Source organism: Tersicoccus sp. Bi-70, assembly GCF_001968825.1.
GTDB lineage: Bacteria > Actinomycetota > Actinomycetes > Actinomycetales > Micrococcaceae > Tersicoccus.
This window is the reverse complement of the sequence record NZ_MIEU01000002.1, coordinates 461499-481342: the sequence shown is the minus strand read 5'-3', so window position 1 is coordinate 481342 and position 19844 is coordinate 461499. Positions and strand designations below refer to the sequence as shown.

Below are 19844 nucleotides of genomic sequence, written 5' to 3'. Positions count from 1 at the left end.
CACACGGACAGCGGTTCCGGCTCGGCGAGACGGCATCGCGGACCGTGACCGTCCGCATGGTGCACAAGGCGCGGCGTCGGGCTGTGCGGAGCGATCCCGCGCCACGCCCCCCAAGAAACATGCCGGAGTGGGGTTCGACGCGATGGGGAACCGGAGAACTGACGGAAGCGAGGGTGGGCCGTCAGTACCCGGCGTCGTCGTAGTCGTCGAGTGCGTCCAGGCCCGGCAGGTGCGGGGCGATCTGCGGCAGCTCGTCGATGCTGCCGAGGCCCATCCGCTCGAGGAAGTACGACGTCGTCCGGTACAGCAGCGCGCCGGACTCGGGATCGTTGCCGGCGTCCTCGATCATGCCGCGGGCCGTGAGGGTGCGGACGACGGAGTCGACGTTGACGCCGCGGATCGCGGAGACCCGAGCGCGCGAGACGGGCTGCCGGTAGGCGATGACGGCGAGCGTCTCCAGGGCCGCCTGGGTGAGCCGCGCGGTCTGCCCCTCGAGCACGAAGCGGGAGACGACGGGCGCGAACTCGCTGCGGGAGAAGAAGCGCCAGCCCCCGGCCACGTTCCGCAGTTCGAAGCCACGCGGTGGCAGGTCGCTCGTGCCGTCCGGCCCGTAGCCGTCGTACTCGGCGCGCAGTTGCGCGAGCAGGGCGCGGACGCGGTCGACGGGCAGGGCCAGTGCGGTCGCCAGGTCGAGGTCGCCGACCGGCTCGTCGACGACCATGAGAACGGCCTCCAGCGCAGCCTTCGCGCCGCCGGGCAGGGCGTCGACGTCGACGTCCGCCGCGTCGGGGCCGGCGGAAGCGGGCGCGGGGTCGTCGCGCTCGGAAGGGTCATGCTCGTCGACGCTCGTGTCCTCAGTCATCGTCCTGCCCCTCCGCAGATTCGGTGTCATCGTGCCCCGTGCCGTCGCCCTCCGCCGGATCGTCCGGCGCCGCGTCCCGTTCCCGCCGCCGGCGCACCGCGTCCGCGACGTCGGCGTCCGTCATCGCGGTCGCGTCCGACCCGTCGGCGGCCGGCTCCACCGCGTCGTCGGCGTCGTACTCCTCGGTCAGCGCCTCGGCGGACCAGTCGCTGTCCGGGGAACGCCAGTGCACGGTCAGCTCGCCCAGCGGGCTGACCTGGTCGAAGCCGACCACCTGGTCCCGGTACATCTCCAGCAGCGCGAGGAACCGCGCGACGACGACGAGGGTGGTGTCCGCGTCGGCGACCAGCGTCCGGAACGACGCGGCCCCGTGCTCCTGCAACCGGACGGCGAGGATCTCCGCCTGCTCCCGCACGCTGACCGCCGGAGCGTGCAGGTGCGCCAGGCCCACCTCGACCGGCACGGCCGGCTTCGGGGTCAGCGCCTTCGCGGCGAGGGCGGCGAAGTCCTCCGGCGTGGTGCGGAGGATCAGCTCGGGGAGCAGCGCCGCGAACTGCGGTTCGAGGGCCACGAGTCGGGGGTGGCGGACGGACTCGGCGGACAGCCGGTCCCCGATCAGCCGCGCGACCTCCTTGAACGCCCGGTACTGCAGCAGCCGGGCGAAGAGCAGGTCCCGCGCCTCCAGCAGCGCGATGTCCTCCTCGTTCTCCACCTCGCCGGCGGGCAGCAGCCGCGCGGCCTTGAGGTCGAGCAGGGTCGCGGCGACGACGAGGAACTCGCTCGCCTCGTCCAGCGCCCAGTCCTGCCCGGAGGCCTGCAGCCGGCGGATGTACTGGACGAACTCGTCGGTGACGACGGAGAGCGCCACCTCGGTGATGTCCAGCTCGTGCTTGGAGATCAGGTTCAGCAGCAGGTCGAACGGGCCGGTGAAGTTCTCGAGCCGGACGGTGAACCGGTCGGAACCGGCCTCGGTCGGCGCAACATCGGCGGCGGTGTCGGCGACTCCGTCCTCGACTCCGTCCTCGACTCCGGTCGAGGCGGCGACCGTCTGCTCAGTCACGGGTGGCGTTCAGCGGGACGTGGCTCAGGGAGCCCCGCCGCGGCTGATCAGCTCCTTGGCCAGGTTGCGGTACGAGGCCGCCGCCTGGTGGTTGCCGGCGTAGGCGGTGATCGGCTCGGCGGCCACGGTGGCGTCGGCGAACTTGATGGTCCGCTTGATCACCGTGTGGAAGACCTTGTCGCCGAACGCGTCGACCAGTCGGGCGAGCACCTCGCGGGAGTGCAGGGTGCGCGCGTCGAACATGGTCGGCAGCACGCCGTCGATCTGCAGGCCCGGGTTGAGCCGGTCCTGCACCTTCTCGATGGTCTCCACCAGCAGGGCGACCGCGCGCAGCGCGAAGAACTCGGCGGTGAGCGGGATGATGACGCCGTGCGCGGCGGTGAGCGCGTTGACGGTGAGCAGGCCGAGCGAGGGCTGGCAGTCGATGAGGACGACGTCGTAGTCGTCGGTGACCTTGCGGAGCGCGCCGTGCAGCAGCTGCTCGCGGGCCACCTCGTTGACGAGCTGGATCTCGGCGGCGGAGAGGTCGATGTTCGCCGGCAGCAGGTCGACGCCCTCGGTGTCGGTCTTGACGATGACGTCGTGGATGTCGACCTTGCGATCGGTCAGCACGTTGTAGACCGTCAGATCCACCTCGTACGGGTTGACGCCCATGCCGGCCGAGAGCGCACCCTGCGGGTCGAAGTCCACGAGCAGGACGCGACGGCCGAGCTCGGCGAGCGAGGCGCCGAGGTTGATGGTCGAGGTGGTCTTGCCGACCCCGCCCTTCTGGTTCACCATCGCGATGATCCGGGCGGGCCCGTGGGAGGACAGTTCGGGCGGTTCGGGGAACTCGATCGCCGGTCGCCCGGCGACGTCGAGCAGGGTGTCCTGCTTGCTCGTCACTGATCCATCACTCTTCTCGAAAGTCGACGTCCACGTTCCTCCGCGTCGTGACGGCGCACGTGTCCGGACGGTTCGAGGGGTGAATCGCCGGGCACGACGCGCGGGCACGGTCCCGTGGTCAGGTTCCACCCCAGCGTACCGGTAGGTCGACGGCCGCACGGGGCCGCAGGTTCAGGTGGAGGTTGAAGGCTGGGCCACCGCCGCGGCTCCGCGCCCGGGACGGCGCCCGGATACGGCGACGGTCCCCGCCCCGGAGATACCGGGACGAGGACCGTCGTCCTGCGTGGTGTCGGTCAGCGAGCGGAACTGCTCGTTCCGGCCAGCCGATCCGTCGCCGAGCCGTCGACCGCCGGCTCCGCCGTCACGGAGGCGGGCGTCTCGTGCAGGTCCGACGCACCGTGAGCGAGCATCGTCGACTCGTCGAACCTGTCCTGGCCGGCGAGCACGCGGTCCACCCGGTCCAGGTCGATCTCGCCGACCCACTTGCCGATCAGCAGGGTGGCGACGGCGTTGCCGGTGAAGTTGGTCAGCGCGCGGGCCTCGGACATGAACTTGTCGATGCCGACGATGACGCCCATGCCGCCGAGCAGGTCGGCACGGTGGGCCTGCAGGCCGGCCGCGAGGGTGGCCAGGCCGGCGCCGGTGACGCCGGCGGCGCCCTTCGAGGCGATGATCATGAAGACGAGCAGACCGATCTGCTCCCCCAGGTTCATCTGGATGCCCATGGCGTTGGCCACGAACAGGGACGCCATCGTCAGGTAGATCGCGGTGCCGTCCAGGTTGAAGGAGTACCCGGTCGGGACGGTCACGCCGACCACCGGCTTGGAGACGCCCGCGTGCTCCATCTTCGCGATCAGGCGCGGCAGGGCGGTCTCGGAGGACGAGGTGGAGAAGATCAGCAGGTACTCACGGCCGAGGTACTTCATCAGCTTGAGGATGCTGACGCCGGTCACGACCTTCAGCAGGGTGCCCAGGATGCCGAGGATGAACACGGCGCAGGTGACGTAGAAGGCGGCCATCAGCAGGAACATCGCGCCGACCGCGGCCCATCCCGTGCTGCCGACGACGGCGGCGATGGCGCCGAACGCGCCGATCGGGGCGAGCCACATGATCATGGTGAGGATACGGAACACGACGCCCTGGACCAGGGTCAGGCCCTTGATCAACGGCTGCGCCGACGGGCCCATCTGCTGCAGCGCGAAGCCGACCAGCAGGGCCACGAACAGCACCGGCAGCACCGGCACGGAGCCCGGGATGATCTCGAGCAGGAACTTGACCGTCGGGTCCATGTTCGCGGCGGAGGAGGGGTTGTACGGGGTGAGCTTCAGCCCGGTGCCCGGGTGCACGAAATTGCCGACGACGAGGCCGATCGCGAGGGCGAACGTCGACATGACGAGGAAGTAGACGAGCGCGAGGCCGCCGACCTTGCCGACCGTCGCCGCCTTCGCGATCGAGCCGATGCCGAGGACGATGGTGCAGAAGATGACCGGGCCGATCATCATCTTGATCAGGTTGACGAACCCGTCACCGAGCGGCTTGAGGCTCTTGGCGAAGTCCGGCGCGATGAGCCCGACGGCGACGCCGAGCACCACCGCGGAGATCACGGCGATGTACAGCCAGTGGGTGCGGTCCTTCTTGCGGGCGGGGGTGCCCGGCTTGACGGCGTTCGCCGTCGTGTTCTCCGACATGATGTCTCCTTCGACGTCTGTCTCGTGCTGGTACTACTGGAAGGTGAGGGGGATGGGCTGGGCCGGCGTCCGAGACGCGCGTCACAGGATCCTCTTGCCCTCACTGTCGCACCGCTGTGATCCCCGTCACCGGTTGTGGTCATACTGGTCGCGACGGCCCGCGTCCGCCCGTCAGCGTCGTCCCGTCCGGAGGTGAACCGTGCACCCGTGGAGCATCGCGCGGCGCCTGTTCGTCGGCCAGGTGCTGTTCATCGTGTGCGCGACGATCGTCGTCTCCTGGGTCGTCGTCACCCACAGCCGTGACACGCTCGCCACGCAGGCCGCGGCCCGGATGAGCACGACGGCGGTGACCCTGGCGGACAGCCCCTTCGTGGCCGACGGTCTGGACGGCGGCGCCGGTGCGGATCGCCTGCGCGCCTACACCCGCGACGTCACCGCGCACGCCGGGCTGGACTTCATCACGGTGATGCGGCCGGACCGGACCCGCGTCACCCACCCGAACCCGGCGGAGATCGGCAGGCCCTACATCGGGACGGTCGAGCCGGCCCTGCGCGGCAACGTGTTCACCGAGACGTACACGGGCACGCTCGGCCCCTCGGTGCGGGCGATCGCGCCGATCCGGGACGCCTCCGGGCGGGTGATCGGCATGGTCGCCGTCGGGCAGACCACGGCATCCGTCGAGACGACCGCCCTCGCTCAGCTGCCCGCCATCGTCGCGATTGCGGCCCTGTTCGCCGCCGCCGGCGCGATCGTCTCGATCGGGCTCAACCGGTATCTGCGGCGCGTCACCTTCGGGCAGGGGCCCGAGCAGCTGGCCCGCATGGTGGTGGTGTTCGACGCGGCGCTGCACTCGGTGGACGACGGCCTCGTGCTCACCGACGACGCCCAGCGGGTGCTCCTGTACAACGACGTCGCGGCCGAGTTGCTGGGGCTTCCCCCGACCGGCGACGACACGCGGCCGGTGCCCCTCGCCGAGGTGGCCCTGCCCGCCTCCATCGCCGAGCTCGTGCGCACGGGCCGATCCTGCGAGGACGAGGTGCACGTGGCGGGCTCCCACATCCTCGTCGTGACGCAGCGGGAGGCGGTCAGCAGCGCCCGCACCGGACCGTTCCGCGGCTTCGGCATCCGTGCGGGACGGCGGATCGGCCGGATGATGACCGTCCGCGACCACACCGAGCTCACGGCCATCGCCGGGGAGCTGCAGACCACGCGCACGCTCAGCGACGCCCTGCGCGCTCAGACCCACGAGCACGCCAACCAGCTGCACACCGTGCTGACCCTGCTCGAGCTCAGCCGGGCCCGTGAGGCGGCCGACCTGATCGCCGGCGAGCTCGCCGGGACCGCCGCCGGCGCGGGCTCGGCCGACCCGGCGGTCGCCGCCGTCGTGCCCGAGCCCCGCACGGGCGCCCTGCTCGCGGCCAAGGCGGCGCAGGGGCGCGAGCGCGGCGTCGCCGTCACGGTCGAGGCCGACGCCGGGTTCACCCCGTCCGACCGGGAGGCCACCGCGCTGCTGACCGTGCTCGGCAATCTCATCGACAACGCGCTCGACGCCGCCGCGGGGGCGGGACCCGCGGGCCGCTGGGTGCATGTCGCACTCAGCGGCGGTGACGGGCAGATCGAGGTCTCCGTCGCGGACGGGGCCGCGGCGCTGACCACCGGCGACGTGGACCGCATCTTCACCCGCGGGTGGAGCACGAAGCCGCCCTCGCCAGGCCAGCCGGTGGCCGCGGGGCGCGGGGTGGGGCTCGCCCTCGTCCGGCAGGCGGTCGCGTCGCTGGGCGGCGACGTCGACGTCGACGTGCGGGACGGCACCGTCTTCACCGTCGCGATCCCGCACCGTCCGGCCGACGGGCACTCCTCTGCCAACCGCGCCGACTCCCCCGCTACCGGCAGCAGCGCGGTGCGGCTTCCATGACCGGCCAGCAGGACCTGCGCGTCTTCGTCGTCGAGGACGATCCACTCACCGCGTCCCTGCACGGTGAGTACGTGCGGCGGGTTCCCGGCTTCAGCGTCGTGGGTACCGCGCACACGAGGCGTGACGCGGTGGCGGCGCTGCTCCCGGACGGCCCGCGGGCCGACCCGGCCCGGCAACCGACCGCCGACCTCGTGCTGATGGACATGAACCTGCCCGACGGGCACGGCCTGGCCATCTGCCGGATGCTGCGGGCCGCCGGCGCCGGCATCGACGTCCTCGCCATCACCGCCGCGACCGAACTGCCGGTGGTGCGGGAGGCGATCGCCCTCGGCGTCGTGCAGTACCTGATCAAGCCGTTCGGGTTCGCCGCGTTCGAGGAGAAGCTGCGCGCGTACGCGGCGTTCCGGTTGGCCCTGACTGCGGGCGCCGTCGACGGCGGCACGACCCAGGACGCCGTCGACGCCGCTCTGACCCGGCTGCGCGGTGCGGACGGAAGCCTCACGGGACCACCGTCGTCGTCATCATCGTCGGCCGGCACCGCGCCGAGCGGACCGTCCTCGCTGCCGAAGGGACTCTCGGAGGCCACATTGACCCAGGTCGCGGAGTTGCTCGCCGCCAGCCCAGAACCGCTCTCGGCCGCGGAGGTGCACGCCGGCACCGGGATCTCCCGGGTCACCGCGCGGCGCTACCTGGAGTACCTGGCCACGGTCGGCCGGGTGGAGAGGGAACCGCGGTACGGCACCCCGGGCCGCCCCGAGATGGGTTACCGCTGGCACCCGTGAGGCCGGCGCGTCGAGCGGTGGTAAGTCGGGCGGCACCGCCCTCCCCTGGCGCTGAGTCAGCCGGTTCCGCCCGAAGGCCGTGCTCAAAGAGCCGCGCCTTCGGGCAGAACCCGCTGACTCACGCTCCGACCTGCGCGCCGCCGCCGAGTCCGCCGGCTCCGCCCTCCGGTCGCACCGAGTCCGCCGGCTCCGCCCTCCAGTCGCACCGAGTCAGCCGGTTCCACCCGTGAGCCCCGGTCTTTGACCACCGTCTGAGGGCGGAGCCGACGGACTCACGCCGGAGCGCCGTGCGCACAGCGACCGCAGCCGTCCAGCGAACCACGCACCCGATGGGTTCGGTCGGAGGGACGGGGTAGCGTCGCACGGGAGGCTCGATACCGGGCTCCACCCCCTGACGAAGGAGATCACGATGAGCGACCTTCCCGGCGACGTGCCCATGGAAGACCCCACCGCGGACGAGCTCGACCCGCAGGACGGCCGCGACTCGCAGGCCGTCGACGGCGGTTCCGACGATCCGCAGCTGGTCGAGGATCCGCTGCGCGACGAGTTGGCCCTCATGGACGAGGGCTTCGAGCCGGTCGATCCGGACCGGCCGGCCGAACGCGACGTCTGAGCAGCACAACCGGTCCAGCGATCGCGCCGCTGAGGCCCCGGTCGGCGCCCCACCCCTGCGGTCAGGGTCGGTCGGGCGTCGCCGCGGTGCGCGGCCGGAGCACGGGCCGGAGCGCATCGATGACCGCGGGGTCCTCGATGGTCGACGGCACGGCGTAGTCCTCGCCGTCGGCCATCTGCCGCATGGTCTTGCGCAGGATCTTGCCGGACCGCGTCTTGGGCAGGGCATCGACGATCACGGCGGTGCGGAAGTCGGCCACCGGTCCGATCTCCTGACGGACCAGCGCCACGAGCTGGCGTTGCAGCTCGTCCGGCTCGATGTCGACCCCCGACTTGAGCACCACGTAGGCGTTCGCCTTCTGCCCCTTGAGGGGATCCGCGACGCCGATGACCGCGCACTCGGCGACGCCCGGGTGCGATCCGACCACCTGTTCGATGGCACCGGTCGAGAGCCGGTGACCGGCCACATTGATGACGTCGTCGGTGCGGCCCATGACGAACACGTAGCCGTCCTCGTCCCGGTAGCCGGAGTCGCCGGTCGCGTAGAAGCCGGGGAACGCCGTCAGGTAGGAGGAGACGTACCGCTCGTCACTGCCCCACAGGGTCGTCAGCGTCCCGGGCGGCAGCGGCAACCTGATCGCGATGTTGCCCTCCTCGCCGACCGCCGTGGGTGCGCCGGCGCCGTCGACGATCTCGAGGTCGAATCCGGGCGACGGCATGGTCGGCGAACCGGGCTTGATCGGCAAGGCCTCGAGCCCGCGCGGGTTCGCGCAGATCGCCCATCCCGTCTCCGTCTGCCACCAGTGATCGACCACGGGCACCCCCAGGTGCTCCGCCGCCCACCGGTAGGTGTCGGTGTCGAGCCGCTCCCCCGCGGCGAACAGCGTGCGCAGCGACGACACGTCGTGCTCGGCCAGCAACGACGCCTCCGGGTCGGCCTTGCGGATCGCCCGCAGCGCAGTGGGCGCGGTGAACAGGACGTCGACGTCGTGGTCGTCCACCACCCGCCAGAACGCTCCGGCGTCCGGGGTGCCGACCGGCTTGCCCTCGTAGAGCACGGTGGTCGCGCCGGCCAGCAGCGGTCCGTAGACGATGTAGGAGTGCCCGACCACCCAGCCGACGTCGGAGGCGGTCCACATCACCTGGCCGGGCCCGACGTCGTAGATGTTGGCCATCGACCAGGTCAGCGCCACGCACGAGCCGCCGGTGTCCCGCACCACTCCCTTCGGTGTGCCGGTGGTGCCGGAGGTGTAGAGGATGTACAGCGGATCGGTGGAGGCGACCGGGACCGGCTCGACCGCCGCAGCGTCGGCCATCTCCTCCGCCCAGGACAGCCACGGCACGTCGTCGTGCGCCCGGTCGAACTCCGTGCGGTCGTGGGCGAAGCCGTCGCGTTCGGCGACGATCACCGCTCGGACCCGATGTCCGCTCGACCGCAGGGCCTCGTCGACGGCCGGCAGGTACTCGACCCGCCGGTTCGGCTCGAGGCCGCCGCTCGCGGTGACGACGACGGTCGGGGCCGCATCGCTCATCCGGCTGGCGAGTTCGCGCGGTGCGAAGCCCCCGAAGACGACCGAGTGCACCGCGCCGATCCGGGCGCACGCGAGCATCGCGATGACGGCCTGCGGGATCATCGGCAGGTACAGGATCACCCGGTGCCCCTGCTCCACCCCCTGCGCCCGCAGCACGCCGGCGAACCGGCTCACCTCGTCCAGCAGGCGCCCGTACGTGAAGGTCTCGGTGGTACCCAGCATCGCCGAGTCGTACACGAGCGCGGCCCGGTCCCCGTGTCCCGCGGCGACGTGGCGGTCCAGGGCGTTGGCGCACGCGTTCAGCCGTCCGTCGGGGAACCACCGATACAGCGGTGCCTGCGCGTCGTCGAGCGCCCGCGTCGGAGGGGTGGACCAGTCGACCCCCTCGGCCGCTCGCAACCAGAAGGTCTCCGGCTCGGTCAGACTGCTCTCGTACGCGCGCTGGTACGCCCCTGCATTCACCGCGTGCCCCTTTGCTCGACGGGTGTGACGCAGCTCATGGTAGACGCCGAAACAGGTCCAGCACCAGAGCTGTGTATACATAGACCGGTGTTTTCGCCGATCTCATGGCCTCAGGACGCAAGTGTGTATACACTGACCGTGCCGGAGCGGCGCCGTTGCCGCGGCCGGTATCACGACGAGTTCGTCCGAGGAGGGGTGCGATGGCGCAGCGAGCCAGCGACCTGGCCTATTCGCGGCTGCGCGCCGAGATCGTGGACTGGCGGATGCCGCCGGGCACCACCCTCGCCGAGACGGAGCTGTCCGCGCGGCTCGGCGTCTCCCGCACCCCGGTCCGGGAGGCGCTCGGCCGGCTGGTCGCCGACGGGCTCGCCGCGCCGCAGGGCGGTCGTGGCGTGACCGTCACCGCCGTCTCCCCCGACGACGCCCGGGACCTGTTCGACGTCCGCGTCGCCCTCGACGGGCGGGCCGCCGCGTTGGCCGCTCACCGTGCCGATCCGGCGATCTTCGCCGATCTGGCCCTGCATCTGCGTGACGCCGCCGAGATCCTCCTGGACACCGACAACGACAAGTACGCCGGCACCGACACCGACCGGGCCGACGGATCCGCGGCCGCCGCGGACCTCGCACGGGATGACCGCGCCGACGACTACTACGCCCTCGTCGCCCAGCTCGACGAGGCCATCGACGACGCCGTCGCGAATCCGCACCTGCTCGAGGCGCAGCGCCGCCTGCGTACCCAGTTGACCCGGATCCGCCGCCTGTCCCGCGACAATCCGCGCCGGCTCGCCACCTCCGCGCTCGAGCACGCCGCCATCGCCGATGCGATCGCCGCCGGCGACGCCGACCTCGCCCTCGCCGCCACCCGCGTCCACCTGGCCAACGCCCTCGCCGGCATCACGACCGCCATCGCCACCGACACCGACACGCCGACGCTCGAGGCCGTGGCCCGTCCTGGGACGGCCCGCCGGCCGAGCGAGACGCGTCGCCGGGCCGCCAGCTCGGTCTCCTGACCGTCCCCACGTCCACGACTCCCCCACACGCCCCACCCGAGAGGATCACCACCCGATGCAGACCCACCACGTGCGCGTCCACCGCAGCGACGAGAACCTGCCGCGCGAGCAGCAGCTCGCCCACCTGATCGCCGAGGTCGCCGCGGACCCGGTCGCCGTCGACGACGAGGTCACCGCCATGGTGATCAACCGGGTGATCGACAACGCCTCCGTCGCCATCGCCTCGCTCAACCGCGGGCCCATCGTCGCCGCCCGCGCCCAGGCCCTGACGCACCCGGCCTCCCGCGGCGGCAACGGCGCCACGATCTTCGGCCTCGACGCCGCCGCCGAGCACCGCACTTCGCCCGAGTGGGCCGCCTGGGCCAACGGCGTTGCCGTGCGCGAGCTCGATTACCACGACACCTTCCTCGCCGCCGAGTACTCCCACCCCGGCGACAACATCCCGCCGATCCTCGCCGTCGCCCAGCACACCGGCCGCAGCGGTGCCGACCTCGTGCGCGGCATCGCCACCGGCTACGAGATCCAGGTCGATCTCGTCCGGGCCATCTGCCTGCACGCGCACAAGATCGACCACGTCGCCCACCTCGGCCCGTCCGCGGCCGCCGGCATCGGCACCCTCCTCGGGCTGGACGTCGAGACGATCTTCCAGGCCGTCGGCCAGGCCCTGCACACGACGACGGCCACCCGGCAGTCCCGCAAGGGCGAGATCTCGACCTGGAAGGCCCACGCCCCGGCCTTCGCCGGCAAGATGGCCGTCGAGGCGGTCGACCGGGCGATGCGCGGCCAGACCTCCCCCGTGCCGATCTACGAGGGCGAGGACGGCGTCATCGCCTGGCTGCTGGACGGCCCGCAGGGCGCCTACGACGTGCCGCTGCCCGGCACCGGCGAGGCCAAGCGGTCCATCCTGGACACCTACACCAAGGAGCACTCGGCCGAGTACCAGGCGCAGGCCTGGATCGACCTGGCCCGCAAGCTGCACCGCGAGCACCCCGAGCTGGCCGACCCGGCGAACGTCGCGTCCGTGCTGATCAAGACCAGCCACCACACGCACTACGTGATCGGCTCCGGCGCCAACGACCCGCAGAAGTACGACCCGACGGCCTCACGCGAGACCCTCGACCACTCGATCCCGTACATCTTCACGGTCGCCCTGCAGGACGGCGCGTGGCACCACGTCGACTCCTACGCCCCCGAGCGCGCCGGCCGCCCGGACACCGTCGAGCTGTGGCGCAAGGTCACCACGACCGAGGATCCCGAGTGGACCCGCCGCTACCACTCCCTCGACATCGCCGAGAAGGCCTTCGGCGGCTCGGTCGAGATCACGCTCGCCGACGGCCGCGTCATCACCGACGAGATCGCCGTCGCCGACGCCCACCCCCTCGGCGCCCGGCCCTTCGGCCGCGACCAGTACGTGCAGAAGTTCCGCACCCTGGCCGCCGGCCTGGTCGACGACGCCGAGATGGACCGCTTCCTCGACGCCGCCGCGCGCCTGCCCGAGCTGGGAGCCGGTGAACTGGATGCCCTGAACATCCAGGCCGCCGACGGGGTCATCGACCTCGCCGCCGCTCCCCACGGGCTGTTCTGAACCCGTCCCTGCTGAGAGAGGACACCTCCGATGCTGTACTCCACGACGACACCGCAGGCCAAGCGGGAGACGCTGCGCAGCCTGCTGGTTCCCGGCGCCGCCCGCCAGTTCCCCGGCGCCTTCAACCCGCTCTCGGCGCGGCTGATCGAGCAGAAGGGCTTCGACGGGGTCTACATCTCCGGCGCGGTCCTGGCCAACGACCTGGGCCTGCCCGACATCGGGCTGACCACCCTGACCGAGGTCGCCACCCGCGCCGGGCAGATCGTCCGGATGACCGACCTGCCGGCCCTGGTCGACGCGGACACGGGCTTCGGTGAACCGATGAACGTGGCCCGCACCGTCCAGGAGCTCGAGAACGCCGGGCTCGCCGGCTGCCACATCGAGGACCAGATCAACCCCAAGCGCTGCGGTCACCTGGACGGGAAGGCCGTCGTCGACACCGAGACGGCGCTGAAGCGGATCAAGGCGGGGGCCGACGGTCGCCGCGACCCGAACTTCCTGATCATGGCCCGCACCGACATCCGGGCGACGGACACCGGCCCCGCCGGGCTGGACGCCGCGGTCGAGCGGGCGAAGGCCCTCGTCGACGCCGGCGCGGACGCCATCTTCCCCGAGGCCATGGCCACGGTCGAGGAGTTCGCCGCGATCTGCGCGGCCGTGGACGTGCCGGTGCTCGCCAACATGACCGAGTTCGGCAAGTCCGACCTGTTCACCCGGAAGCAGCTGGCCGACGCCGGCGTCGCCATGGTGATCTACCCGGTGACGCTGCTGCGGATCGCACTCGGCGCGGCCGAGCGGGCGCTGGACACCCTGGCCGCCGACGGCACCCAGGCCGCCGCGGTCCCGGACATGGCCACCCGGGCCCGGCTGTACGATCTCGTTGACTACGAGGCCTACAACCGGTTCGACACGGGGGTCTTCAACTTCCAGACCCCGGGGACGCCCGCCTCCGGACCCACGACCACAGGAGCGTCCGCATGACCGAGACCGAGATCAAGAAGGGGCTCGCGGGCGTCGTCGTCGACACCACCGCCGTCTCCAAGGTCAACCCCGAGACCAACTCGCTGCTCTACCGCGGCTACCCCGTGCAGGAACTGGCGGCCTCGTGCAGCTTCGAGCAGGTCGCCCTGCTGCTGTGGAACGGGGAGCTGCCGTCCGACACCGAGCTGGCGGAGTTCACCGCGTTCGAGCGCTCCCACCGGGCCCTCTCGCCCGAGCTGAAGCAGATCATCGACGCCCTGCCGGACACCTGCCACCCGATGGACGTGTGCCGCACCGCCGCGTCGGTCCTCGGCGCACAGGACCCGACGGCGGAGGACTCCTCGAAGGAGGCGAATCTCGCCAAGGCCAAGGCGCTGCTGGCGGCGATGCCCGCCGTCGTCGCCTACGACCAGCGACGTCGCCGCGGCCAGGAGCTCGTCGAGCCCCGCGAGGATTTCGGCTACTCCGCCAACTTCCTCTGGATGACGTTCGGCGAGGAGGCCGCGCCGCCGGTCGTCGAGGCGTTCAACGTCTCGATGATCCTGTACGCCGAGCACTCCTTCAACGCCTCGACCTTCACGGCCCGCGTCATCACCTCGACCCTGGCGGACCTGCACTCGGCCGTCGTCGGGGCGATCGGCGCCCTCAAGGGCCCGCTGCACGGCGGCGCCAACGAGGCGGTCATGCACACCTTCGACGAGATCGGCATCCGCCAGGAGGAGACCGCCGAGGAGGCCGAGACCCGGGCGAAGGCGTGGATGGACGACGCGCTGGCGCAGAAGAAGAAGGTCATGGGCTTCGGGCACCGGGTCTACAAGAACGGCGACTCGCGTGTGCCGACCATGAAGGCCGCGCTGGACGCGATGATCGAGCACTACGACCGGCCCGAGCTGCTCGGCCTGTACAACGGGCTCGAGAAGTCGATGGGCGAGGCGAAGAACATCAAGCCGAACCTCGACTACCCGGCCGGCCCCGCGTACCACCTGATGGGCTTCGACACCCCGACGTTCACGCCGCTGTTCGTCGCCTCCCGGATCTCCGGGTGGACGGCGCACATCATGGAGCAGCTCGAGGCGAATGCCCTGATCCGCCCGCTGAGCGAGTACAACGGCCCGGACGAGCGTCACGTGAGCTGACGCTCGACGTCCTCATGACGACGGCCGGTGGTCACCCCTGACGGGTGGCCACCGGCCGTCGGCGTTCGTGGAGCCGGAGGACTGCGCCCTGTCGCGCTGCCGCCTGGGTCGCACTGCCCTGGCGGTCACTGCTCCTCGGCGAGGATGCGGTAGATCGCCCGGCGGGCCGCATCGACCTCCTTGATCGCGGCCTGCTGCTGCTCGGTGGTGGCACCGCGCAGCTGCTTGGCCGCCTTGGTCAGCTCGGCGATGCTGCTGAACAGCTCGATCAGCTCGGCCCCGGGCCAGGGACCGTGCGAGGGCGCGGTGTCCCACACCGCGTCGATCGTCTCCCGGTTCTCCTCGACGTAGGCGCGCCCCTCGTCGGTGAGCGCATAGTCGACGCTGCGGCCCTGCCCCTCGCCGACGATGAGTCCCTCGTCGACCAGCTGCGACAGGATCGGGTAGATCGAGCCGGCACTGGGCGTCCAGGCGTCCTCGGTGCGGGCGGCGATCGCCTTCATCACGCCATACCCGTTGGACGAGTTCTCGGCCAGGACGGCGAGCACGGCGAGGCGAATGTCGCCCCGCCCGGCCCGGCGTCGTTCGCCGCCGCCGAAGGGCCCGCCTCCGGGCCAGCCACGCGGCCCGAAGCCGCCCATCGCCTCGAACCAGGAGGCGGGGTCGCCTCCGGCCCACGGCGGACGCCCGTGACCGCGGTGTCCACGGCGGAACGGTCCGCCGCCGAACGGGCCCCGTCCGAACGGGCCCTCGCCCGGGGCGTCGCCCGCGCCGGGAAATCCATCATGGTGTCGCATCGTGCGACCTCCTTCGTTCACGCGTCGGGAGGACGGTCCGCCCGACATCGCCGACGTTCGTCGGCGATGCGTTAACGATATATCGCGATACAACGCGATACAAGAGTCGGGAAGAGTTCGTTCACGGAGCCAGCGGGACGCTCCACGCCGCACGCACGGTGGTGTTGTCGTCGGCCAGGACGACGACGGTGTGCAGCCGCTCCCCCGCCAGCATCCGCGGCACCCAGTGCTCGGCGTCGGCCCACATCCGCTCGACCGGCAGCGCGCGGTGCGGAAACCATGCCGGCGCGATCTCCGTCGACTCGGTCAGGTCGCCGGTCCAGCGGTGCGTGGTGAAGAGGGCGGTCGCCATCGACCAGGCCGGCCGGGCGGGGAAGTGGAAGTCGACGACGCCGGCGAGGGCGACGTCCTCGAGCGTGGTGACCAGGCCCGACTCCTCGGCCAGCTCCCGGCAGGCCGCCTCGGCGTCGCTCTCCCCCGGCTCGACGTGGCCGCCCAGCCCGACCATGCGACCCGTCCCGAAGCCGGTCTTCTTCAGGCCGAGCAGCACCTCCGGCACGCCGTCGACCGCGCGGAGCGGGAAGCACAGGGCGATCGGCGTCAGCGATTCGCGGGTCGGCAGGTCCGGAACACGCACGGGCGGGAGAGTCACGCCCCCAGCGTAGGACGACGGACCGGACGGTCGGCCGGTGGAGCGGCGACGAGCCCGGTTCCAGCAGCATCCGGTCCCCCGACACGCCGTCGTCGATCGGGATACAGCGCCCTGTCCCGAATGGAACCGGCGTGTCCCGGGACAGGGTGCGGTGGCAGCGAGGCGGACGGCAAGGGTCAGCCCGCGACCCGGAGATAGCCCGGTTCCGGCGCGAGCAGCAGCGAAGGCGCCGGGACGACGTGCCTACCCGAGGGCGCGCGGGTGGGCCGCGGCGTAGACCTCGCGCAGGGTGTCGGCGGTGACCAGGGTGTACACCTGCGTCGTCGTGACGGACGCGTGGCCGAGCAGTTCCTGCACCACCCGCACGTCGGCGCCACCTTCGAGGAGGTGCGTCGCGAACGAGTGGCGCAGCGTGTGCGGGGAGACCTCGCGGGTGATCTGAGCCTTCTCGGCGGCGGCCTTGAGGATGCTCCACGCGCTCTGCCGGCTCAGCCGTCCGCCCCGGGCGTTGAGGAACAGACCGGCGTCGCCCTTGCCCTTGGCGGCCAGTGCGGGCCTGCCCCGCACGAGATAGGCGTCCACCGAACGGACGGCGTACGAGCCCAGCGGCACCACCCGCTCCTTGGACCCCTTCCCGAACAGGCGCACGACGTCGGTCATCTCGCCGGCCTCGGCATCGGCGGAGCTGCGGGGGGGACCCGAGGGGATCGTGTCGAGGGAAGAGGCGAGGAACACGTCGTCGACGTCGAGGCCTACCGCCTCGCTGATGCGAGCACCGGTGGCGTAGAGGAACTCGAGGAGGGCCCGGTCGCGCAGCCCGGTGGCGGTGTCGGAGCCGGCGGCCTGCAGGATCCGGTCCACCTCGTCGACGCTGATCGCCTTCGGCAGCCGCTTGCCGGGCATGGGCGGGTGCACCTCGGCGGCCGGGTCGGTCGGAGTCACGCCCTCCAGCGCCCAGTACTTGTGCAGGCCCCGGACCGCGACGACGGTGCGCGCAGCCGAGCGCACGCTCAACGCCGTACCCCCGTCCGCGCCGTCACCGAGCGCCTGCGCGAAGGCGGTGACGTCGGCACGGGCGACGTCGTCCGGGCGGGTCACGGAGCGGGACGCGAGGAACGCGAGATAGCGACGGAGGTCCCGCCGGTACGCGGCCAGCGTGTTGCCCGCCAGCCCGCGCTCGACGCTCACGTGCACGAGATACTCCCCCGCCGCGCGGCCCACCGGGCTCGCCCGGAACGGATCGTCCGCCGGGGAGACGGCCGCAGGAGCGGCCGGGGGTGGAACCGCCGAAGCGACAGACGAGTCGGCCGAGGACACGGGACCTGCCACGGGCTCAGCCGCGGTCGGGCGGGGTCGTCCCCTGCTGGGCGGATGCCTGCTGGTCCGTGTCCTGCGGGACCGACCCCTGCTGAGCCGACCCCTGAGGCGCGATGTCGTGCCGGGCGTTCTCGGGCTTCGTCGGATCCTCGGGGAACGGAGCGTCGGCCGGGCGCAGGTGCTCGAAACCCGTGGCCTGGGCCGCGGCCGTGGCCAGGATGGCGACGACGGCCGACGGGCTGTGCAGCCGGCCCTCGAGGACGGCCGTCACCGCGTCCTGCACGTCGAACCAGGCGACCTCGATCTCGGCTTCCTCGTCCTCACGCTGGTGCCGGTCGGCCTCGGGCACGGGCCGCAGCCCGCGTGCGAGGTAGACCCGCTGCACCTCGGACGAGGAGCCCGGCGAGTTGTGGAAGTCGACGAGCACGTTCCACCGCTCGGCGATCAGGTCCGCCTCCTCGGCGAGCTCGCGCGCCGCGGCGGTCTGGACGTCCTCGCCCTTCACGTCGAGCAGGCCGGCGGGGATCTCCCACAGGTTCATCCGCACCGGGTGCCGGTACTGGTTGATCAGCAGGATCTGGCCGTCGTCGTTCAGCGCGACGATCGAGACCGCGCCGGTGTGGTCGACGTACTCCCGGGTGATCGGGTCGCCGTCCTCCGTCAGCGTGAAGACCTCGTTGCGCACATCCCAGATCTTGCCGTCGAAGACGACCTCGGAGCTGCGGGTGAAGCGTGCGCGGTGGGTGTCCTTCAGCGGTGTGGCCACGCCTCAGTTCACCTCGACCAGGCGGCCGTCACGCTGGCGCTGCAGGGCGGCCTGCACGAGACCGGCGAACAGCGGGTGCGGACGGGTCGGCCGCGAGGAGAGCTCGGGGTGCGCCTGGGTGCCCACGTAGTAGGGGTGCACGTCCCGGGGCAACTCGACGTACTCGACCAGCTCCCGGTCCGGGGACAGGCCCGAGAACACCAGGCCGGCCGCCTCGATCTGCGGACGGAACTCGTTGTTGACCTCGTACCGGTGGCGGTGCCGCTCGGAGGCGCTCGTGGCGCCGTAGACCTCGGAGACGATCGACCCCTCGGCCAGGTCCGCCGGGTAGAGGCCGAGCCGCATGGTGCCGCCCATGTCGCCCTGACCGGCCACGATGCTCTTCTGCTCGGCCATGGTGGCGATCACCGGGTGCGTCGAGTCGGACTCGAACTCACTGGAGGAGGCGTCCTCCCAGCCGACGACGTTCCGGGCGTACTCGATGACCATGCACTGCAGGCCCAGGCACAGGCCCAGCGCCGGCACCTGGTTCTCGCGCGCCCAGCGCAGCGCGCCGAGCTTGCCCTCGAGGCCGCGGATGCCGAAGCCGCCGGGCACGCAGATCGCGTCCACGCCGTCGAGTGCCTTGCGGGCTCCCTCCGGCGTCGCGCACTCGTCCGAGCGGACCCAGCGCAGCGACACCTTCGCGTCGGTCGCGAAACCGCCGGCACGCAGCGCCTCGGTCACGGAGAGGTACGCGTCGGGCAGGTCGATGTACTTGCCGACGAGCGCGACCTCGACCTCGTGCTTGGGGTGGTGCACGGCCTCGAGCAGTCGGTCCCAGTCGGACCAGTCGACGTCCTTGAAGGACAGGCCGAGGTGCCGCACGATGTACGCGTCCAGGCCCTGGGCATGCAGGGTCTTGGGGATGTCGTAGATGCTCGGCGCGTCGGGGCAGGCGATGACGGCCTCGGGGTCGACGTCGCAGGCGCGGCCGATCTTGATCTGCATCGCGTCCGGGACGGGCCGATCCGCGCGCAGCACGATCGCGTCGGGCTGGATGCCGATGCTGCGCAGGGCGGCGACGGAGTGCTGCGTCGGCTTGGTCTTCATCTCCTGCGACGGGCCGATGTAGGGCACGAGAGAGACGTGGAGGAAGAACACGTTGGCGCGGCCGACGTCCTGGCGGACCTGGCGGGCGGCCTCGAGGAAGGGCTGCGACTCGATGTCGCCGACGGTGCCGCCGATCTCGGTGATGATGATGTCCGGTGCGTTCGGGGTGCTCGCGGCGAAGCGCATCCGGTTCTTGATCTCGTCGGTGATGTGCGGGATCACCTGGACCGTGTCGCCGAGGTACTCGCCGCGCCGCTCCTTGGCGATGACGGACGAGTACACCTGGCCGGTGGTCACGTTCGAGGAGGCGTTGAGGTTCTCGTCGAGGAACCGCTCGTAGTGCCCGAGGTCCAGGTCGGTCTCGGCGCCGTCGTCGGTGACGAACACCTCACCGTGCTGGAACGGGTTCATGGTTCCGGGGTCGACGTTCAGGTACGGGTCGAGCTTCTGCATCGTGACCGAGAGGCCCCGCTTGCGCAGGACGTGACCGAGGCTGGAAGCCGTCAGGCCCTTGCCGAGGGAGGACGCCACACCCCCCGTCACGAAGATGTGACGCGTCATCGTGGACGAGCCTTTGATGGGGGATCCGCTGTGTGTATTCGTTCGCTGCACCACGGGGTTCGAGCCTATCAGTAGCGACGGCCCACGCCAGCCCCGCGACCCGCCGACACGGCGGACGACGGCGTGTCGCGAGCACCCCGTGACGTGTC

General features: G+C 71.6%; 16 protein-coding genes and 1 pseudogene. 7 read left to right on the top strand and 10 right to left on the bottom strand.

What is annotated here, in order from left to right; translation table 11 throughout:
* Positions 1–181 precede the first annotated feature (181 nt).
* The 4 genes from BGP79_RS02350 to BGP79_RS02335 form a co-directional block, all read right to left on the bottom strand.
* Positions 182–862, bottom strand: a complete 681-nt coding sequence (locus BGP79_RS02350; RefSeq protein WP_083701478.1) for an SMC-Scp complex subunit ScpB — start codon at positions 860–862, stop codon at positions 182–184.
* Positions 855–1922, bottom strand: a complete 1068-nt coding sequence (locus BGP79_RS02345; protein WP_083701477.1) for a ScpA family protein — start codon at positions 1920–1922, stop codon at positions 855–857. The genes BGP79_RS02350 and BGP79_RS02345 overlap by 8 nt, the downstream gene beginning before the upstream one ends.
* 24 nt (positions 1923–1946) lie before the next feature.
* Entirely contained in the window at positions 1947–2807 is an 861-nt protein-coding gene (locus BGP79_RS02340; protein WP_076693018.1) for a ParA family protein, read from the bottom strand.
* 293 nt (positions 2808–3100) lie between these two features.
* Positions 3101–4495: a cation:dicarboxylate symporter family transporter gene (locus BGP79_RS02335; protein WP_076693017.1), complete on the bottom strand. Its 1395-nt coding sequence runs from the start codon at positions 4493–4495 to the stop codon at positions 3101–3103.
* A 199-nt stretch (positions 4496–4694) separates the two neighbouring features.
* On the opposite strand from BGP79_RS02335, the gene BGP79_RS02330 reads away from it, so the two are divergent.
* From BGP79_RS02330 to BGP79_RS02320, 3 genes are all read left to right on the top strand, one after another.
* Positions 4695–6410, top strand: coding sequence for an ATP-binding protein (locus BGP79_RS02330; RefSeq protein ID WP_076693016.1), 1716 nt, complete (start codon positions 4695–4697; stop codon positions 6408–6410).
* Positions 6407–7192, top strand: coding sequence for a response regulator (locus tag BGP79_RS02325; RefSeq protein WP_076693015.1), 786 nt, complete (start codon positions 6407–6409; stop codon positions 7190–7192). Before BGP79_RS02330 ends, BGP79_RS02325 begins: the two co-directional genes overlap by 4 nt.
* 409 nt (positions 7193–7601) lie before the next feature.
* On the top strand, positions 7602–7805 hold the full coding sequence (locus BGP79_RS02320) for a hypothetical protein (protein WP_076693014.1): 204 nt from the start codon (positions 7602–7604) through the stop codon (positions 7803–7805).
* Positions 7806–7866: 61 nt separating this feature from the next.
* On the opposite strand, the gene BGP79_RS02315 is transcribed toward BGP79_RS02320, so the two are convergent.
* Positions 7867–9798, bottom strand: a complete 1932-nt coding sequence (locus tag BGP79_RS02315; RefSeq protein WP_076693013.1) for an acetate--CoA ligase — start codon at positions 9796–9798, stop codon at positions 7867–7869.
* Positions 9799–9998: 200 nt separating this feature from the next.
* On the opposite strand from BGP79_RS02315, the gene BGP79_RS02310 reads away from it, so the two are divergent.
* From BGP79_RS02310 to BGP79_RS02295, 4 genes are read left to right on the top strand one after another with little or no spacing between them, the layout of a single operon-like run.
* Entirely contained in the window at positions 9999–10808 is an 810-nt protein-coding gene (locus tag BGP79_RS02310) for a GntR family transcriptional regulator (RefSeq protein WP_076693012.1), read from the top strand.
* Between the two features lie 55 nt (positions 10809–10863).
* On the top strand, positions 10864–12393 hold the full coding sequence (locus BGP79_RS02305) for an MmgE/PrpD family protein (RefSeq protein WP_076693011.1): 1530 nt from the start codon (positions 10864–10866) through the stop codon (positions 12391–12393).
* A gap of 30 nt (positions 12394–12423) precedes the next feature.
* Positions 12424–13374, top strand: coding sequence for a methylisocitrate lyase (gene prpB / locus BGP79_RS02300; protein WP_076693010.1), 951 nt, complete (start codon positions 12424–12426; stop codon positions 13372–13374).
* A complete protein-coding gene (locus BGP79_RS02295) occupies positions 13371–14510 on the top strand; it encodes a bifunctional 2-methylcitrate synthase/citrate synthase (RefSeq protein ID WP_076693009.1) in 1140 nt (379 codons plus the stop codon). Before prpB ends, BGP79_RS02295 begins: the two co-directional genes overlap by 4 nt.
* Positions 14511–14635: 125 nt before the next feature.
* On the opposite strand, the gene BGP79_RS02290 is transcribed toward BGP79_RS02295, so the two are convergent.
* The 5 genes and pseudogenes from BGP79_RS02290 to BGP79_RS02270 form a co-directional block, all read right to left on the bottom strand.
* On the bottom strand, positions 14636–15307 hold the full coding sequence (locus BGP79_RS02290; RefSeq protein WP_076693008.1) for a PadR family transcriptional regulator: 672 nt from the start codon (positions 15305–15307) through the stop codon (positions 14636–14638).
* A 121-nt stretch (positions 15308–15428) separates the two neighbouring features.
* The gene (locus tag BGP79_RS02285) at positions 15429–15959 is read right to left on the bottom strand and encodes an 8-oxo-dGTP diphosphatase (protein ID WP_233121016.1); all 531 of its coding nucleotides are present in this window, start codon (positions 15957–15959) and stop codon (positions 15429–15431) included.
* Positions 15960–16202: 243 nt separating this feature from the next.
* Complete coding sequence (gene xerD / locus BGP79_RS02280; protein ID WP_076693007.1) at positions 16203–17276, bottom strand: site-specific tyrosine recombinase XerD; 1074 nt, start codon at positions 17274–17276, stop codon at positions 16203–16205.
* A 136-nt stretch (positions 17277–17412) separates the two neighbouring features.
* A pseudogene (locus BGP79_RS02275) lies at positions 17413–18042 on the bottom strand (NUDIX domain-containing protein); the annotation flags it as partial.
* Between the two features lie 3 nt (positions 18043–18045).
* Positions 18046–19767 carry a CTP synthase gene (locus tag BGP79_RS02270; RefSeq protein WP_076693005.1) on the bottom strand — a complete coding sequence of 574 codons (1722 nt, stop codon included), beginning with the start codon at positions 19765–19767 and terminating at the stop codon, positions 18046–18048.
* Positions 19768–19844: the final 77 nt, after the last annotated feature.

What these genes read in the sequence shown, in the direction of transcription:
- BGP79_RS02350 (WP_083701478.1), bottom strand. Translation starts at nt 862, where the DNA reads ATGACTGAGGACACGAGCGTCGACGAGCATGACCCTTCCGAGCGCGAC.
- BGP79_RS02335 (WP_076693017.1), bottom strand. Translation starts at nt 4,495, where the DNA reads ATGTCGGAGAACACGACGGCGAACGCCGTCAAGCCGGGCACCCCCGCC.
- BGP79_RS02325 (WP_076693015.1), top strand. Translation starts at nt 6,407, where the DNA reads ATGACCGGCCAGCAGGACCTGCGCGTCTTCGTCGTCGAGGACGATCCA.
- BGP79_RS02320 (WP_076693014.1), top strand. Translation starts at nt 7,602, where the DNA reads ATGAGCGACCTTCCCGGCGACGTGCCCATGGAAGACCCCACCGCGGAC.
- BGP79_RS02310 (WP_076693012.1), top strand. Translation starts at nt 9,999, where the DNA reads ATGGCGCAGCGAGCCAGCGACCTGGCCTATTCGCGGCTGCGCGCCGAG.
- BGP79_RS02305 (WP_076693011.1), top strand. Translation starts at nt 10,864, where the DNA reads ATGCAGACCCACCACGTGCGCGTCCACCGCAGCGACGAGAACCTGCCG.
- prpB (WP_076693010.1), top strand. Translation starts at nt 12,424, where the DNA reads ATGCTGTACTCCACGACGACACCGCAGGCCAAGCGGGAGACGCTGCGC.
- BGP79_RS02295 (WP_076693009.1), top strand. Translation starts at nt 13,371, where the DNA reads ATGACCGAGACCGAGATCAAGAAGGGGCTCGCGGGCGTCGTCGTCGAC.
- BGP79_RS02290 (WP_076693008.1), bottom strand. Translation starts at nt 15,307, where the DNA reads ATGCGACACCATGATGGATTTCCCGGCGCGGGCGACGCCCCGGGCGAG.